This is a genomic window from Variovorax sp. ZS18.2.2, assembly GCF_024701975.1.
Taxonomy (GTDB): Bacteria; Pseudomonadota; Gammaproteobacteria; order Burkholderiales; family Burkholderiaceae_C; genus Variovorax.
On the sequence record NZ_JANLNM010000004.1, the window covers coordinates 117,891 to 134,654 of the forward strand.

Annotated in this window: 16 protein-coding genes and 1 other RNA gene; 7 read left to right on the forward strand and 10 right to left on the reverse strand. The window is 67.7% G+C overall.

Translation table 11 applies throughout. The features are described 5' to 3' along the window. Positions 1-101: 101 nt before the first annotated feature. Genes NU688_RS17365 through NU688_RS17380 form a run of 4 tightly spaced genes read right to left on the reverse strand, consistent with a single transcriptional unit; the run spans position 102 to position 4,727 of the window. A complete protein-coding gene (locus NU688_RS17365) occupies positions 102-1,148 on the reverse strand; it encodes an ABC transporter ATP-binding protein (protein ID WP_257862001.1) in 1,047 nt (348 codons plus the stop codon). A 4-nt stretch (positions 1,149-1,152) separates the two neighbouring features. After that, positions 1,153-2,055 carry an ABC transporter permease gene (locus NU688_RS17370; protein ID WP_257862002.1) on the reverse strand — a complete coding sequence of 301 codons (903 nt, stop codon included), beginning with the start codon at positions 2,053-2,055 and terminating at the stop codon, positions 1,153-1,155. 19 nt (positions 2,056-2,074) lie between these two features. Further along, the gene (locus NU688_RS17375; protein ID WP_257862003.1) at positions 2,075-3,028 is read right to left on the reverse strand and encodes an ABC transporter permease; all 954 of its coding nucleotides are present in this window, start codon (positions 3,026-3,028) and stop codon (positions 2,075-2,077) included. 37 nt (positions 3,029-3,065) lie between these two features. Continuing rightward, complete coding sequence (locus tag NU688_RS17380; RefSeq protein WP_257862004.1) at positions 3,066-4,727, reverse strand: ABC transporter substrate-binding protein; 1,662 nt, start codon at positions 4,725-4,727, stop codon at positions 3,066-3,068. Positions 4,728-4,953: 226 nt separating this feature from the next. On the opposite strand from NU688_RS17380, the gene NU688_RS17385 reads away from it, so the two are divergent. From NU688_RS17385 to htpX, 5 genes are all read left to right on the forward strand, one after another. Then, positions 4,954-5,682: a peptidoglycan-binding protein gene (locus NU688_RS17385; RefSeq protein ID WP_257862005.1), complete on the forward strand. Its 729-nt coding sequence runs from the start codon at positions 4,954-4,956 to the stop codon at positions 5,680-5,682. 32 nt (positions 5,683-5,714) lie between these two features. Next, positions 5,715-6,746 carry a dihydroorotase gene (pyrC, locus tag NU688_RS17390; protein ID WP_257862006.1) on the forward strand — a complete coding sequence of 344 codons (1,032 nt, stop codon included), beginning with the start codon at positions 5,715-5,717 and terminating at the stop codon, positions 6,744-6,746. Further along, positions 6,743-7,546 carry an NYN domain-containing protein gene (locus NU688_RS17395; protein ID WP_257862007.1) on the forward strand — a complete coding sequence of 268 codons (804 nt, stop codon included), beginning with the start codon at positions 6,743-6,745 and terminating at the stop codon, positions 7,544-7,546. The genes pyrC and NU688_RS17395 overlap by 4 nt, the downstream gene beginning before the upstream one ends. A gap of 4 nt (positions 7,547-7,550) precedes the next feature. Next, the gene (locus NU688_RS17400; RefSeq protein ID WP_257862009.1) at positions 7,551-8,276 is read left to right on the forward strand and encodes a DUF3025 domain-containing protein; all 726 of its coding nucleotides are present in this window, start codon (positions 7,551-7,553) and stop codon (positions 8,274-8,276) included. Positions 8,277-8,425: 149 nt separating this feature from the next. Next, positions 8,426-9,298: a protease HtpX gene (htpX, locus tag NU688_RS17405; RefSeq protein WP_257862010.1), complete on the forward strand. Its 873-nt coding sequence runs from the start codon at positions 8,426-8,428 to the stop codon at positions 9,296-9,298. 94 nt (positions 9,299-9,392) lie between these two features. On the opposite strand, the gene NU688_RS17410 is transcribed toward htpX, so the two are convergent. From NU688_RS17410 to NU688_RS17435, 6 genes are all read right to left on the reverse strand, one after another. Next, positions 9,393-10,304, reverse strand: a complete 912-nt coding sequence (locus NU688_RS17410; protein WP_257862011.1) for a ProQ/FINO family protein — start codon at positions 10,302-10,304, stop codon at positions 9,393-9,395. 64 nt (positions 10,305-10,368) lie between these two features. Beyond that, positions 10,369-10,992 carry a flavin reductase family protein gene (locus NU688_RS17415; RefSeq protein WP_257862012.1) on the reverse strand — a complete coding sequence of 208 codons (624 nt, stop codon included), beginning with the start codon at positions 10,990-10,992 and terminating at the stop codon, positions 10,369-10,371. Positions 10,993-11,001: 9 nt separating this feature from the next. Further along, positions 11,002-11,562 carry a VUT family protein gene (locus NU688_RS17420; RefSeq protein ID WP_374684661.1) on the reverse strand — a complete coding sequence of 187 codons (561 nt, stop codon included), beginning with the start codon at positions 11,560-11,562 and terminating at the stop codon, positions 11,002-11,004. Next, positions 11,562-13,208, reverse strand: coding sequence for an NAD(P)/FAD-dependent oxidoreductase (locus NU688_RS17425; protein ID WP_257862013.1), 1,647 nt, complete (start codon positions 13,206-13,208; stop codon positions 11,562-11,564). The genes NU688_RS17420 and NU688_RS17425 overlap by 1 nt, the downstream gene beginning before the upstream one ends. A 71-nt stretch (positions 13,209-13,279) precedes the next feature. Next, positions 13,280-14,200: a cysteine synthase A gene (gene cysK, locus NU688_RS17430; protein ID WP_257862015.1), complete on the reverse strand. Its 921-nt coding sequence runs from the start codon at positions 14,198-14,200 to the stop codon at positions 13,280-13,282. 100 nt (positions 14,201-14,300) lie between these two features. Beyond that, positions 14,301-15,197 (reverse strand): DMT family transporter, encoded by an 897-nt coding sequence (locus NU688_RS17435; protein ID WP_257862016.1) that lies wholly within the window; start codon positions 15,195-15,197, stop codon positions 14,301-14,303. Positions 15,198-15,308: 111 nt separating this feature from the next. On the opposite strand from NU688_RS17435, the gene NU688_RS17440 reads away from it, so the two are divergent. Further along, on the forward strand, positions 15,309-16,103 hold the full coding sequence (locus NU688_RS17440) for a helix-turn-helix domain-containing protein (protein ID WP_257862018.1): 795 nt from the start codon (positions 15,309-15,311) through the stop codon (positions 16,101-16,103). 144 nt (positions 16,104-16,247) lie between these two features. Then, positions 16,248-16,605: RNase P RNA component class A (gene rnpB, locus NU688_RS17445), an RNA gene on the forward strand. The last annotated feature ends 159 nt before the right edge of the window (positions 16,606-16,764 follow it).

Consider the following 16,764-nt stretch of genomic DNA (forward strand, 5'->3'; position numbering starts at 1 on the left):
GGCCGGTGGCGGCGGTTTCTGTCACTGCTGCTGCGGTCATTGGAGTACCTTCGTGCTTCGCACTGCGGTGCGAGCTTGCTTGGGGCGGCCCGGCGCGGCGCTCATGCGGCCTGCCTCTGGAAGGGTTGCGGCTGCGCCATCGGATGCCCGCTGCCCGGCTCATGCACCAGGCAGCTCACCGCATGCTGCGAACCCGTCGCGATGCGTTCTGGCACGACCTGGCTGCACACCGGTGCCGCGATGGAACAGCGCGGATGGAAGCGGCAGCCCGTCGGCGGGTTGATCGGGTTTGGTGGGTCACCCGCGAGCGCCGCCACCTCGGTGCGGTTGTCCGGGTCCATCGACGGCATCGAGGACAGCAATGCGCGCGTGTACGGATGCGCGGGCGTCTCGTACAGCGCATCGGCCGGACCGATCTCGGCCACCTGTCCCAGGTACATCACCATCACGCGGTCGCTCACGTAGCGCACCACGTTGAGGTCGTGGCTGATGAAGACGTACGTCAGGCCGAACTCCGTCTTCAGGTCGAGCAGCAGGTTGATGACCTGCGCTTCCACCGACTTGTCGAGCGCCGACACGGCTTCGTCGAGGATCACCATGCGCGGCTGCAATGCCAGCGCCCGGGCGATGTTCACGCGCTGCCGCTGGCCCCCGGAGAGTTCATGCGGATAGCGCTCGGCAAAGCGCTGCGGCGCGAGGCCCACGCGCGCCAGCAGGTCGCGCGCCCGCGCCACCGATTCGCGCCGCGACACGCCATGCACCTGCGGACCGAAGGCGACCGAGTCCTCGATGGTTAGGCGCGGGTTGAGCGAGGCGTAGCTGTCCTGGAACACCATCTGCACCTGGCGGCGGAATTCCTTCAGCGGCAGGTCGCGGCTGCCGACCTCGCGGCCGTCGAAGATCACCTCGCCGCGTGTCGGTTCGATGAGCTGCATCAGGAGGCGCGCAGTGGTCGACTTGCCGCAGCCCGATTCGCCGACCACGCCGAGCGTCTCGCCCTTCATGACCTCGAAGTCCACGCCGTCCACGGCGCGCACCACGCCGCCGCCGCGGCCCAGCGGGTCTTTCTTGAGCGGAAAGTGCTTGACCAGGCCCGCGATGGTGAGGAGCGGCTGCGCGGGGCCGCCGATGTCCTTCAATGCTTCCATGGCCTCAGCCCTTGTTGTCCATGGCCGACCGCAGCCCGTCGGACAGGAGGTTGAAGGAAATCGAGGTGATGAAGATCATCGCCCCCGGCAGTGCGGCCACCCAGGGCTGCACGTAGATCGCGGTGCGCAGCGTATTGAGCATCAGGCCCCACTCGGGCTCCGGCGGCTTCACGCCGAGGCCCAGGAACGAGAGGCCCGAGGCCAGGATCATCGAGACCGCGATGAGGCTCGTGGCGTAGACGAAGATCGGCCCTAGCACATTGCCCAGCACATGCACCCGCACGATGGTGAAGGGACTGGCGCCCGAGGCGCGCGCCGCCTCCACGTAGTCGCGGGTACGCACCTGCGTGGTCACGCTCTCGGCCACGCGCGCGATCTGCGGAATGAAAACGATGGTCAGCGAGATCAGCGAATTGACCACGCCCGCACCCAGCGTGCCCGACAGCGCGATGGCCAGCAGCACCGAGGGAAACGCGTAGAACACGTCGATGGTGCGCATGATCAGCGTGTTGGTGATGCCGCCCGCATAGCCCGCGACGATGCCGATCACCGTGCCCAGCACGAAGGCGCAGAGCACCGGCGTGATGCCGATGAAGAGCGACAGCCGCGCGCCGACGATCAGGCGCGAGAGCATGTCGCGGCCCAGCTCGTCGCTGCCGAAGGGCAGGCCCTCGGTGCCGATGGGCTTGAGCCGCTTGAGCATTGACGACTGGTACGGGTCGGACGGTGCGAGCCACGGGCCGAACACCGCGAGCGCGATCAGCAGCAAGACGACGATGGCCGCACCGACCGCGACCGGGTCGCGGCGAAAGCGCAGCCAGACCGAGGCCCAGTAGCCGCGCGAGCGCTGGGCCGGCAACGGCTCGACGGCTGCGGCGGTGGGAGAGGAAGCGAGCACGGTGGACATGGCTTGTCGGCTTCCTTCTTCAGGCCCGCGCGATGCGCGGATCGAGCAGCGTCTGCAGCATATCGACCAGCAGGTTGAGCACCACGAAGAACATCGCCAGCACCAGGATCGTTCCCTGCAGCAGCGGCAGGTCGCGCTGGAAGATGGCGGAGTTCAGCAGGAAGCCGGTGCCGGGCCACGAGAACACGGTCTCGATCAGGATCGAGCCGCCCAGCAGGTAGCCCAGTTGCAGGCCCATCACGGCGAGCGCCGTGGGCGCCGCGTTCTTCACCATGTGGCGGAACACGCCGAAGTGCGTGAGCCCTTTGGCGCGCAGCCCGACGATGAACTCCTGGTCGAGGATGTCGGCCACCAGCGCGCGCACGGTGCGCGCGATGATGCCCATCGGAATCACCGACATCGTGAGCGCGGGCAGCAGCAGGAACTGCAGGTGCTCCCAGTTCCAGGCCCAGTCGTCCGAGCCGCTCGGGCCGGCGCCCGTGGCCGGCAGCCACATGAGCTGCGACGAGAACACGATCACCATCACCATGCCCAGCCAGTAGTGCGGCACGCTCACGCCGAGCACCGAGAACATCGAGGCGAGGCGGTCGATCCACGAGCCGCGGAAGTAACCGGCCACGAAGCCGAAGAGGCACCCCAGCACGAAGCCGATGAAGGTGGCCACCACCGCCAGGCGCAGCGTGTTGCCCACGGCGGTGAACACCTCGCCGGCCACCGCGCGGTTGCTCGCGATGGACACGCCCAGGTCGCCGTGCACCGCACGCCAGACCCACATGGCGAACTGCTCGGGCAGCGAGCGGTTGAAGCCGTAGAGCTCGCGCAGCTGCGCCTGAAGGTCCGCCGAGGCGTCGGGCGGCAGGATCGACACCAGTGGATCGCCGGGCGCGATGTGCACGAGCAGGAAGCACACGAGGGCCACGCCGATCATGATCGGCACGGCGTAGATCACGCGGCGCAGGAGGTAGGCGAACATGGGTGGCTGGCTCGTGGCTGGCTGGAGAAAGAAGCGGTCAGTCCATCGTCATGGTCGCGATGTCGATGAACCAGCTCTTCGGCTGCACCACGTTCTTCACCTTGGCCGACATGGCGCGCGGACCCACGTCGTGCGCGATCCAGACGAAGGGCGCGTCGTCCACGATGTGGGTGTGCAGCTTCGCGAGCGCGGCGTCGCGCGCCTTGTCGTCGAAGCTGGTGCGCGCATCGGCTACCAGCTTGTCGACCTCGGCGTTGCCGTAGTAGCCCCAGTTGTTCGACACCGGCGGGAAAGCCTTGGTGCTCACGAAGCGCACCATCGCGAAGAACGGGTCCATCGCCGCGAAGCTGATGTTGACCGCGTTGGCGCCGTTGGCCGACGGGTCCTTCGCACCCTTGCGCCAGTTGGTGAAGAGCGTGTTCCATTCGATGACGTCGAACTGCACGTCGAAGAAGCACTGCTTGAGCGACTGCTGCGCGAACTCGTTCATCGGCAGCGGCTGCATCTGGCCCGAGCCCGAGGCCGAGATCTGCACCTTCACCTTGATCGGCTTGGCCGCCGAGTAGCCGGCCTGCGTCATGAGGGCCTGCGCGGCCTTTACGTCGTAGCGGATGTCGAAGGTGGGCTTGCCGAACCACGGGTGGCCGGGCGGCACCGTGCCCTTGGGCTCGGCCATCATGCCGCCCAGCAGCTGCTTCATGCCGCCGCGGTCGATGCACAGGTTGGCGGCCTGGCGCACGCGCTTGTCGAGCCAGGGCGAGCCTTCGGCGAACGACAGTTGCCACGGCCACACGTGCGGCTGCGCGTTCGAATAGATCTTGAAGCCGCGCTGCGTGATCTGCGCCATGGCGTCGGGCGAGGGCGCCTCGATCCAGTCGACCTGTCCGCCCAGCAGTGCGGCGGTGCGTGCGTTGGCTTCGGGCATCGGGATCATCACGACCTTGTCGATCTTGGGCACGCGCTTGGCGTCCCAATAGGTCTTGTTGGCGGCGAGTTCCAGCCGCTCGCGCGCCACGAAGCGCGTGACCTTGAACGGACCCGAGCCGGCCGGGTCGGCCGCGAAGGCGGTCCACGCGGCCTTGGCCTTGTCGGCGGGCGTGGCGCCGGCAGCCGCATCGAACTTCTTCTGCCAGTGCGCGGGCGAAGCCATGAACAGGTTCGACAGGTTGATGGGCAGGAAGGCGTCGGGCTCGCTGGTGGTGAGCTCCACCGTGAGGTCGTCGATCTTGCGCGCGGTGCGCAGCGTGGGCATGCGCGATGCAGTGACGCCCACCTGGCTGGCGTCGAACTGCGGTGCGTCCTTGTCGAGCACCTTCTGCACGTTCCACACCACCGCATCGGCATTGAAGGCCGAGCCGTCGTGGAACTTGACGCCGGGGCGCAGCTTGAAGACCCACTTGGTCTTGTCCTTGGCGTCGACCGCCCACGAGGTGGCAACGCCGGGAATCAACACGCTGGGCGCGTCGGCCTTGGACAGGTCCCACTGCGTGAGCGCGTCGTAGATCGGGATGCCGGTGAAACGGTTGCCTTCGAAGCCCTGGTCGGGCTGGCCGAGGGTGCGCGGGATGTCGGCCGCGGTCATGGCGATGCGCAGTGTCTTTTCCTGGGCCAGCGCGGCGGGCGATGCGAAGACCAGGGTGGCGAGTGCCGCGCAGGCGGCCAGGGGTTTCAGGGACAGGGCGGGGGCAGCACGCTTCACATGGAACTCCGGTGTGGGGGTGACGAAAAAGACGAACGAATGTCTCAAGCACGACATGTGCCAGCCGGCGCAGAGGCCCCAGGCATGCGCTGGCTATTGCCGGCTATTGCGGCGATGCCGCCATCCCGGCTATGCCATCCGACCGATAGACGCAGCCGCGCCCCGCTTTCCACAATGCACCGCCCCGCTTCGAAAGCCAAAGTCGCGCGGGCGAGGGCAAGAACCGATGACAACACTGAGACAAGGCTCGCGCGGGGCCGATGTCCGCAGGCTGCAGGAGGCCCTGAACAGGACGCTCCAGCCGGGGCCCGGGCTCGCGATCGACGGCGACTACGGTCCGTTCACCCGGATGGCCGTGCGCCGGCTGCAGGCTGCGAACTGGCTGGTCGAGGACGGCGAGGCCGGCCCCTGCACGCAGAACCTTGTGTTCGGCCGCGAAGGCCGCGCGCCGATCCTGCATCCCGTTGCGCTGATCCCCCAGCCGGAGCCTGCCCTGTGCTGGGCGGCCGCCACGGCCATGGTCACGCGCGCCGCCGTGCAGGCGGTGGTCGCGCGCACGCCGGGCGAGCTGATCGCCGAGGACGGTGGGCTGCGCACCTTCGCAAACGCCGACACCGACGAGGCGATGACCGCCGACGCGCTCTTCGCTTCCGCGCACGGCCTGGTGCTGCAACAACCGGCGACCTGCTGGACGGTCGGCGCCATGCGCGCCGCACTGGAGAACGGGTTGCTGATGTTCGACCTGCGCTGGGGCGCCAAGGGCCATGCGGCGGGCGTCGGCGGCCCGGGGCATATGGTGGTCGTGGCCGGCATCCGCGGCGAGGGCGACGCCGGCACCACGCTGCGCGTCTTCGATCCCTGGCCGCCGAACAAGGGCGCGCGCTGCTCGGTCAACCATGCCAGCTGGAGCCGGCACACGGCCGGAAACATCTGCCGGGTGTTCCTGCACCCGTAGCCCCGGGGAGGCGGTGCGACAATCCCCGCGCCATGACAGACACCCTCACGATCACCCGCCCCGACGACTGGCATTTGCATGTGCGCGATGGCGCCGCGCTCGAAGCCGTCGTACCGCACAGCGCGCGCCAGTTCGGCCGCGCGCTGATCATGCCGAACCTCCGCCCTCCCGTGACCACCGCCGCGCAGGCCGTGGCTTATCGCGACCGCATCCTTGCCGCCGTGCCTGAAGGCGCCACCTTCGAACCGGTGATGTCGCTCTACCTGACCGACAAGCTGCCGCCCGAGGAAATCGCCCTCGCCGCCGAAGCCGGTGTGCGCGCGCTCAAGCTCTACCCGGCCGGCGCCACCACCAACAGCGATGCCGGCGTGACCGACATCCGCAAGACCTACAAGACGCTCGAAGCCATGCAGAAGCACGGCCTCCTGCTGCTGGTGCATGGCGAAGTGACCGACCCGGCCATCGACCTGTTCGACCGCGAGGCCGTGTTCGTCGACCGCGTGATGATTCCGCTGCGCCGCGACTTCCCCGAGCTCAAGGTGGTGTTCGAGCACCTCACCACCAAAGAGGGCGCCCACTACGTGCGCGATGCCGACCGCTTCACGGCCGCCACCATCACCGCGCACCACCTGCTCTACAACCGCAACGCCATCTTCACCGGCGGCATCCGCCCGCACTACTACTGCCTGCCGGTGCTCAAGCGCGAGACGCACCGCGTGGCGCTGGTCGAGGCGGCTGCGAGCGGCAGCGACCGCTTCTTCCTCGGCACCGACAGCGCGCCGCACCCCGCGCACCTGAAAGAACATGCGCTCGGTTGCGCCGGCTGCTACACCGCGCTGACCGCGATCGAGCTTTATGCCGAGGCCTTCGACAGCGTGAATGCGCTCGACAAGCTGGAAGGTTTCGCGAGCTTCCACGGCCCCGACTTCTACAGCCTGCCGCGGCACACCGACACCGTCACTTTGAAGCGTGAGAGCTGGACCGTGCCGGAGACGGTGCCCTACGGCGAAGCGACGCTCAAGCCGCTGCGCGGCGGCGAAACCATCAACTGGAAACTCGTATGACACCCACGCTGCGCGTGATGCTTTTGATCGATGCCGACAACGTCTCGGCCGACGTGATCGAGCAGGCCGTGCAGCGCACGATGGACGAGTACGGCGCCATCCATGTGCGCCGCGCGTACTGCAACGCCGAGATGGCGGTCAACCGGCAGGCGCTGTTCAAGCAGCTCTCGGTGCGGCCGATGGTGAACCTCTCGGCCGGCAAGAACAGCACCGACATCGCGCTCGCGGTCGATGCAATCGACCTCGTGATCGCCGAGCGGCCCGACGTGGTGGTGCTGGTGTCCTCGGACTCCGACTTCGCGCCGCTCGTGAGCCGGCTGCGCGAAAAGGGCTGCCGCGTCTGCGGCATCGGCCAGCAAGGCAAGACGGGTGACGAGACGGTGGGCGTGTACGACACCTTCATCGATCTTGCGCACCATAGCGCGAAGCCTGCGGCCCGCACCGTGGCAGCCAAGAAGGTCGCGGCGAAGGTGCCTGCCGTGAAGACCGCGCGCGTGAAGAGCACGGCGGCGCCCGCCAAGAAGACTGCGACGAAGACCGCCGCGCGCAAGGCGACGCGGGTCGCCGCCGAGCCCGTGCCGCAGTCGGTCTCCGAAGCCGCAGAGTTCATCCTGAAGGCCGCGCCAGCCCTCCGCAGCGGCAAGGACGTGCCGCTCAACGACGTGGCCAAAGCCCTGCGCACCGCAGGCCTCCTCAGCAAGAGCGGCAGCTCGCTCAAGCTGTTCGACAAGCTCACCGCGGAGTTCGCCGTGCTGCAGCACCCCGACCGCATCCGCTGGACGGGCGCGCCCGCGTCCTGATCCGATGCTGCCAGCGGTCGACTGGGCGCAGCCCTGGCTCGCGCCCTATCGTGACCATGGCGAGGCGGTGGCGCAGGCCACGAGCGGCACATCGGTCGCCTCGGCGTTGCAGGCGATCAAATTGCCGTCGGCGCCCGACTTCGTGCATCAGGACAACATGCCCGCTGGCCAGGCCTACGAAGCGCACATCTTCCAGACCCGCACCGTGCCGACGCGCGACAACCTGCACGACTTCTTCAATGGCCTGGTCTGGCTCGCCTTTCCGCAAACCAAGCGGCGCCTGAACGAACTGCAGGCCGCCGAGATTGCCAGCACCGGCATCGGTGCCACGCGCGGCCCGCTGCGCGACGCGCTCACGCTGTTCGACGAGAACGGCGCGGTGCTCGATGCGCCGCCCGCGCTGTGGGACGCGTTGGTGGCGCGCGACTGGCACGCGCTTTTCGTGACGCGGCGCGCCCTGTGGTCCGAGGCGCGGCTGCTCGTGTTCGGCCACGCGCTGCTCGAAAAGCTCGTTGCGCCCCGCAAGGCCGCGACGGCGCACGTGCTGCTGCCGGATGCCGGGCGCCCGACCTCGCTCGACGACACCGCGCTGGCGCAGCGCCTGGGCCCGGAATGGCTCGCGCAAAAGCCCTTCGTGCCGCTCCCCGTGCTGGGCGTACCGGGGTGGTGTGCCGGGAATATGTCGGCCGAGTACTACGACGATCCGAAGGTCTTCCGCCCCCGTCCGTAGAACTTTTGCTCCTATCATTGCTCTACCCGCAGCCGCCATGCCGGGGCCGCGTCAGTATCCCAACAACAAAGAAGCGCCCGCACACCGCATGGCTTGAAGAGGGCCCGCCGGCCCTCATCTGAGCGGCAGTTCCCCACGGAGAATTCAACTTGAAACGTATCCTTCTGTTCGTTTTGACCAATGTGATGGTCGTCGCAGTGCTCGGCATCGTCGCGAGCCTGCTCGGCGTCAACCAGTTCCTCACCAAGAACGGCCTGAACCTGACGGCGCTGCTGGGCTTCGCGCTCATCATGGGCTTCGGCGGCGCGTTCATCTCGCTGCTCATCAGCAAGCCGATGGCCAAGTGGACCGCGGGCCTGCGCATGATCGACAACCCCCAGTCGCCCGACGAGGCCTGGATCGTCGCCACCGTGCGCAAGTTCGCCGACAAGGCCGGCGTCGGCATGCCCGAGGTCGCGATCTTCGAGGGCGAGCCCAATGCCTTCGCCACCGGTGCCTTCAAGAATTCGTCGCTCGTGGCCGTGTCCACCGGCCTCCTGCAGAACATGACGCGCGAAGAGGTCGAGGCCGTCATCGGCCACGAGGTGGCGCACATCGCCAACGGCGACATGGTCACGATGGCGCTGATCCAGGGCGTGATGAACACCTTCGTCGTGTTCCTCTCGCGCGTGATCGGCTACGCGGTCGACAGCTTCCTGCGCCGCGGCGACGACCGCTCGTCGGGCCCCGGCATCGGCTACTACGTGAGCACCATCGTGCTGGACATCGTGCTCGGTTTTGCCGCTGCGATGGTGGTGGCCTGGTTCTCGCGCCAGCGCGAGTTCCGCGCCGACGCCGGCGCCGCCGCGCTCATGGGCCAGAAGCAGCCGATGATGAACGCGCTCGCGCGCCTGGGCGGCCTGCCCGCCGGCGAACTGCCCAAGGCGGTGGAAGCCATGGGCATCACCGGCAGCATCGGCAAGCTGTTCGCGACGCACCCGCCGATCGAAGAGCGCATTGCTGCGCTGCAGAACGCGCGCTGACACGAACCCGGCGTTGCCGCCGGACGTAAAAAAACCGCCAGCTTTGCGTGGCGGTTTTTTTATGGGCTGTTGAGGCCCGGGTGCATCGGGCGTGTTAGTCGGCAGCGGGTTCGGTAGGCTCGACCGGTGCTGCCGGTTCTGCAACGGCAGCAGCCGGCGCCTGCCGCTCTGCGCGTGCGTGTTGCAGCGTGCGCGCGACCTCGCCCGGCTTCATGCCGTACATCTCGGCGAACTCCTGCTCGGTGCGGCCACTGGCTTCGAAGGCACGCAGCAGCGCCTCGCGCTTGGCGGCCTGCTGGGCAAGCTCGGCCAGTGCCTCGTCGACTACCGCGTTGTTGTTTGCATCGCGCGAGCGCACGAGCACGGCATAGGCTTCGCGGTCGAGCCCTGAGGCCTCGATCGCCTTGGCGATGCGCGCCACGAGCTGCGGGCGCAGGTCTTCGCCGGGGTTGCGATGCGTGCGGCGGCGGTGCAGCTCGAGGATGGCGTGGTGCACATGCTCGGGCGCGACCGGGTCGAGCGCGTTGCCGTCCAGGTCATGGCGCGCGAGGCCGGCGGCCACGCTTTCGAGGTAGCGGGTGGAGCGTGCGTGCTGGCCCATCGCGATCTTCAGGTCTTCGGCCTTGAAGTCTTCGGGATGGCGCGCGATCAGCTCCTCGTACACGCCGAGCTTGAGCGGCACGAAGCGTGCGCCGAAGAGCTGCGGGTAGAGCTCGAACAGGCGCTCGAGCACCGGGTTGACCTTGCGCGGCGCGCGCTGGGGTTGTTGTTGCTGCTGCGCCTGGGGCTTGCGGGCCTGCTGCTGGGGCTGCTGGCCTTGTGGGCGTGGCTTCTTCTCGCGCGGGGGGCGTTGCTGCTGTTGCTGCGGCGCTTGCTGCGCCTCGGGCGCTGCAGTGCCGTCGCCCGTGCCGGCCTTGAGCTGTTGCAACTGCTCGGCGAGGTCCGGGCGCTGGCGCCGTGCGTTGCGCGCGTTCGTGTTCGGGGCGGCGGTGGATGCGTCGGTCATACGTGGGATCGGCGGTGGGCGCGATGGATGAAAAGAGGAACAACAGAAAGCCGGTTGCGCGCTGTCAGCGCGGCCGGAACATCCTGAACATATTGTCGGGGCTGATCTCGAAATAATCGGCCGGGCCGCCGCCGCGCAGGATGGGCTGCGCCGCCGCGGTGTCGTAGATGCCGTTCTTGAGCAGGTGGCGCGCGATGTGCACGCCCACCACTTCACCGAGAACGAGCCAGGTCTGCACCGGCACGCCATCGACGCCTTCGAGCTGGATCAACTGCGTGAGACGGCATTCGAAGGACACGGGGCTCTCGGCCACGCGCGGCACGGCGATCTGCTTCGAAGCCACCGGCGTGAGGCCGGCAAGCTCGAACTCGTTCACCTCGGGCGGCACCATCGCGCACGAGCGGTTCATCTGCTCGGCCAGCGGGCGCGTGGCGAGGTTCCAGCCGAACTCGCGCGTCTGGCGGATGTTGTGCAGGCTGTCCTTCGCACCGATGCTGGCGAAGCCGACGATCGGCGGCGTGTAGTTGAAGGCGTTGAAAAAACTGTAGGGCGCGAGGTTCAGCACGCCGTTCTCGTCCTGCGACGAGATCCAGCCGATGGGGCGCGGGCCGACCATCGCGTTGAACGGGTCGTGCGGCAGGCCGTGGCCCTTGGCCGGTTCGTAGTAGTGGAAGTCGTCGCTGGACATTGCGATTCCTCAGTGGCTCAGGGCCGACGATGCACGCGCGGCCTGCCGCCCGATCAGCAGCCGGAACGGCAGCAGCATCAGCACGCCCACGCCGAGCTTCACCGCGAGGTCGCCTGCGGCCCAGGTGAGCCAGGGGCCCTCAGTGCCTGCGAAGGCGATGCCCCAGAACACGATGCTGTCGAGCACCGCCGCGATTACGGTTGCCACCAGCGGCGCACGCCACCAGAGACCACGGCGCAGGCGGTCGAACACGCGGATGTCGAGCAGCTGCGAAGCGATGAAGGCCAGGCCCGACGCGAGCGCGATGCGCATCGGCGCGAGCATCAGCGAGGCGGCGATGGCCACCGCGAAGCCGACCCACGCCACGCGGCGCGCCATGCCGGGGCCGAAGCGCCGGTTGACGAGGTCGCTCACGAGGTACGCCACCGGGTAGGTGAAGGCGCCCCAGGTCAGCCAGTCGTTGATGGCGAACTGCACCAGGATGTTGGAGGCGAGCACCACCGCGGCCATGGCCAGCGTGGCGACGGCGAACTGGCCGGCGGTGGGGCGAGCAAACGACGTGATCTGCATCAGACGTTCGCCGTGCGTTCGCGTTCGGCCGCGGCGAGCACGTTGCGCGCCACCGCTTCGGCCACCTTGATGCCGTCGACACCCGCCGAGAGAATGCCGCCCGCATAGCTCGCGCCTTCGCCGGCCGGGTAGAGGCCACGCACGTTGAGGCTCTGGAAATCGTCGCCGCGCGTGATGCGGATCGGCGACGAGGTGCGCGTCTCGACGCCGGTGAGCACCGCGTCGTGCGTATCGAAGCCCTTGATCTTGCGACCGAAGGCAGGGAAGGCCTCGCGCATCGCCTCGATGGCGTAGGCGGGCAGGGCCTCGCGCAGGTCGGTCGGTGTCACGCCGGGCTTGTACGAAGGCGTCACGCTGCCGAGCGCGGTCGAGGGCTTGCCGGCCACGAAGTCGCCGACCAGTTGCCCCGGCGCGTGGTAGTTGCTGCCACCGAGCAGGTAGGCGTTCGATTCGAGATCGCGCTGCAGCGCGATGCCCGCGAGCGCATCACCGGGGAAGTCCTTCGGATCGATGCCCACCACGATGCCCGCATTGGCGTTGCGCTCGTTGCGCGAGTACTGGCTCATGCCATTGGTGACCACGCGGCCCGGCTCGCTGGTGGCCGCGACCACCGTGCCGCCCGGGCACATGCAGAAGCTGTAGACCGAGCGGCCGTTGCTTGCGTGGTGCACCAGCTTGTAGTCGGCCGCGCCCAGCAGCGGATGGCCCGCATGCCGGCCCCAGCGCGCGCGGTCGATGAGGCCCTGCGGGTGCTCGACGCGAAATCCGATCGAGAAGGGCTTGGCCTCGATGTGAACGCCGCGTTCGTGCAGCATCGCGAAGGTGTCGCGCGAGCTGTGGCCCAGGGCCATCACGACGTGGTCGGCGCGCAGTTCGCTGCTCTCGCCGGTGGTCTGGTCGAGCACGGTGAGGGCGCGCAGTTGGCCGTCTTCGATGCGCACGTCGGTCACGCGCTGCTCGAAGCGGATCTCGCCGCCGAGCGCAACGATCTGCTCGCGGATGTTCTCCACCACCTTCACCAGCTTGAAGGTGCCGATGTGCGGATGCGCGACATAAAGAATTTCGGGCGGTGCGCCGGCCTTCACGAACTCTTCCATCACCTTGCGGCCGAGAAAACGCGGGTCCTTGATCTGGCTGTAGAGCTTGCCGTCGGAGAAGGTGCCCGCACCGCCTTCGCCGAACTGCACGTTCGACTCGGGATTGAGCACGCTCTTGCGCCACAGGCCCCAGGTGTCGCGGGTGCGCTGGCGCACGGTCTTGCCGCGTTCGAGCACGATGGGTTTGAAGCCCATCTTCGCGAGCATCAGTGCCGCGAAGATGCCGCAGGGACCGAAGCCGATCACCACTGGGCGGCTCGTGCCCTCGGGCGCATTGGCCGGCGGCGTGTAGCGCATGTCGGGCGCGGGCTGGATGTGCGGATGGCCGGCGTGCTTGGCGAGCAATGCGGCTTCGCGCTTTGCATCTGCCAGCTGCACGTCGCAGATGTAGACCGTGAGCAGGTCGACCTTGCGCGCATCGAAGCTGCGCTTGAAGACGGTGTGGGAGGCGATCGCTTCGAGCGGGACGTCGAGCGTCCGGGCGATCAGGGTGATGAGCGCATCGGGCGCGTGGTCGAGCGGGAGTTTGAGTTCGGAGATTCGCAGCATGGCGGTGGCTTGTGGTTATCAAGCAGACCGCGGATTTTACGCGCCAGGGCGCTATGAAAGAGATAGCTGGATCAGGCCGGCAGGAAACCCTCGACAGAGAGATAACGCTCGCCCGTGTCGTAGTTGAAGCCCAGCACCACCGCATCCGGCGCGAGCGACGGCAGCTTCTGCGCGATGGCCGCGAGCGTGGCACCCGAAGAGATGCCCACGAGGATGCCTTCTTCCTGCGCGCACCGGCGGGCCATTTCGCGGGCGGGTTCGGCATCGACCTGCAGCACGCCGTCGAGCAATGAGGTATCGAGGTTCTTCGGGATGAATCCCGCACCGATGCCCTGGATCGGGTGCGGCGACGGCGCGCCGCCGGAGATGACCGGCGAGGCCACCGGCTCCACCGCGAACACCTGCAGCTTCGGCCACTTCTTCTTGAGCACCCGTGCCACGCCCGTGATGTGGCCGCCCGTGCCCACGCCGGTGATGATCACGTCGATGCCGTCGGGGAAGTCGGCGGCGATTTCCTCGGCCGTGGTGCGCGCATGCACTTCGACGTTGGCGGGGTTGTTGAACTGCTGCGGCATCCACGCGCCGGGCGTGCCGGCCACGATCTCCTCGGCGCGGGCGATGGAGGCCTTCATGCCGCCGGCGCGCGGCGTGAGATCGAAGGTGGCGCCGTAGGCCAGCATGAGGCGGCGGCGCTCTATCGACATGCTGTCGGGCATCACCAGGATCAGCTTGTAGCCCTTGACGGCCGCCACCATCGCGAGACCGATGCCGGTATTGCCCGAGGTGGGCTCGACGATGGTGCCGCCGGGCTTGAGCGCGCCGGACTTCTCGGCGTCTTCCACCATCGACAGCGCGATGCGGTCCTTGATCGAGCCACCGGGATTGGCGCGCTCCGACTTGATCCACACCTGTTGCTTCGCATTGCCGAACAGGCGATTGATGCGGATGTGCGGCGTGTTGCCGATGGTCTGGAGGATGTTCTGGGCCTTCATGGAATGGATCTCCTTGGATGCGTTTGTCGGACGGACAGCGCGCATTGTGAGACCAGGTGCGCGGCGCAAGTGCGACCCGCGCCAAGACCCCATGACGATCTCAGGACCCGGCGAGCGAGTGCTTCCGCAGCGGCGCTTTCCACAGTTCGGCCAGCAGCACCCCGGCCACTGTCAGCACCCCGCCCACCGCGTGGTACGCGGCGAGCGATTCACCGATCACGGCGGCCGCGATCACCGCGGTGAACAGCGGGATCAGGTTGAAGAACATGCTCGCGCGGCTCGGCCCGATGTGGGCCACCGTGTGCATCCACACCAGCGGCGCGACCATCGAGGCGCCCAGGCCCGCGAAGCCGATCAGCGGCAGGTTGGCGGCGGAGAGGCCGATCTTCGGCGTGAGCAGGTAGAGCGGCAGCAACGCGACGACGGCCATCACGATCTGCAGGTAGAGCAGCTGCAGCGCGGGCACGTCCTTCATGCCCCAGCGCTTGAGCAGGATCACGTAGACGGCGTAGGCCAGCATGGCCAGCAGCATCAGCCCGTCGCCCATGTTGGCGCCGCTCTGCATCAGCATGCCGAGGTCGCCCGACGACACCACCACCAGCACCCCCAGGATCGACACCAGCGAGCCCGCCACCGCGCCGGCCGTGAGCCGCTGGCCCAGGAGCAGGATCGACAGCGCCAGCACCATCATCGGCGTGAGCGAGCCGATGATGCCCATGTGCGTGGCGGTGGTCATGTAGGCCGCGTAGTAGGCAAGGCTCTGGTAGACCACCATGCCCAGGAGGCCCAGCACCGCGATGCGGCCCAGCTGCGGGCGGATCGCGGCCCAGTTGCGCAGCACTGGCCGCAGCGCCAGGGGCGTGAAGAGCACGGCCGCCAGCAGCCAGCGGTAGAAGCTGATCTCGGCCGGGGCGATGGCGCCCGCAGCCATCTTGCTGACGACGGTGTTGCCCGACCAGATGACGACGGCGAGCAGGGGGAAGGCATAGAGCCACATGGAGACGGTCCTTGGAGTGCAGGGCTATCATCCGTTCGTCCGTCCTGAGGCATATAGCTCGATCAGGACATATCGTCCGGAATTCCGGACCTTCGTCGCCTGGAGCACCGAATGGCCACGCCCGCGATGCGCTTTGTCCAGATCCAGAACGTCGAGGGGATGGCGGGGCCCTTCTATTTCCGCTACGACGAGTTCGGCGCGGATGTGCGGGCCGCGCCGCACAGCCACACCTGGGGCCACCTGAACTACGCCGCGCACGGCACGATGCAGATGGAGACCGAGGGCCTGCGCTTTCTCTCGCCGCCGCAGTACGCGGTGTGGATCCCGCCGACGGTGGTGCACAGCTGCACGCTGCGGCACGCGGTGGTCTACCGCTCGATCTACATCACGCGCGACCTGTGCGAACGGCTGCCTTCCGAGCCCTGCACGGTGCGCATCAGCCCGATCATCCGCAGCGTGCTGGCCGACTTCGCGGCGCGCGACGTGCATGTGCCTTCGACGCCGGCCGACCTGCGGCTGGCCTACGTGGTGGTCGACCAGCTCGCCGTGGCCGAGGTGCAGCGCAGCTATCTGCCGGCCGCTGCCGCACCGGCACTCGTCACGGTGCTCGAGGCACTGCAGGCGAACCCCGGCGACCACCGCTCGCTGGCCGAATGGGCCGAGAGCGTTCACATGACCGAGCGCACGCTCGCGCGCCAGTGCCAGCGCGAACTGGGCATGTCTTTCGGCGACTGGCGCCAGCGGCTGCGCTTCCTGCGCGCGATCGATGCGCTGGAGGCGGGCCGCACCGTGCAGGAGATCGCGTTCGACCTGGGCTACAGCACCGCATCGGCGTTCATCGCGATGTTCCAGCGCGAGGCCGGCACCACGCCGGAGCAGTACAGAAAAGAGTTCTGCGGAGTCTGATGGCACACCCCCAGGCTTCGCGCACTTCGTGTCGCTGCGCCAACCCCCTTGCAGGGGGCGATACCTGCGGCCCGGCAAAGCCGGTTCCGCGGTATCCCTGATGCAGAGCGAGCTTCTTTGGGCATGAGGCGATAATCGAACGGTGAAGCACGCCAGACCGCCGCTGGTGCAAGCCCGAAAGGGGCGACGCCTTAGGGCGCCGCGTCGAAAGACCGCACTGGAGGAACGTCCGGACTGCACAGGACAGCGCAGGAGTTAACGACTCTCCACCGTGAGGTGAGGATCAGAGCAACAGAGACGAGCCGATTGAGTTCGGGTGAAACGGGCAATCTCTGCGCGCAGCAACACCAAGTAGGCCAGTATCGAGGTGGTTCCGCTGAGCTGGCGGGTAGGTGGCATCGAGCCGTTTGGTGACAAACGGCCCAGAGTAATGGCGGTCACGCCGAGGGCTTCGCAAGAGGCCTTCGGTGCACAGAATCCGGCTTATCGGCGGGCTTCACACTTTTCTTCTTTCCCCCGTTTTTTCTTTCCCGGTTTTCCGGCGCCCGAGGCGGGCGCCAGCGTTGCTGCTGCACGGATCGGTAGTTACCCGTATAATAGATAGCAAGCTAACTAATTGCTATCCGACGTGACCACCCCCCAAACCACCCAGACCCGCGAA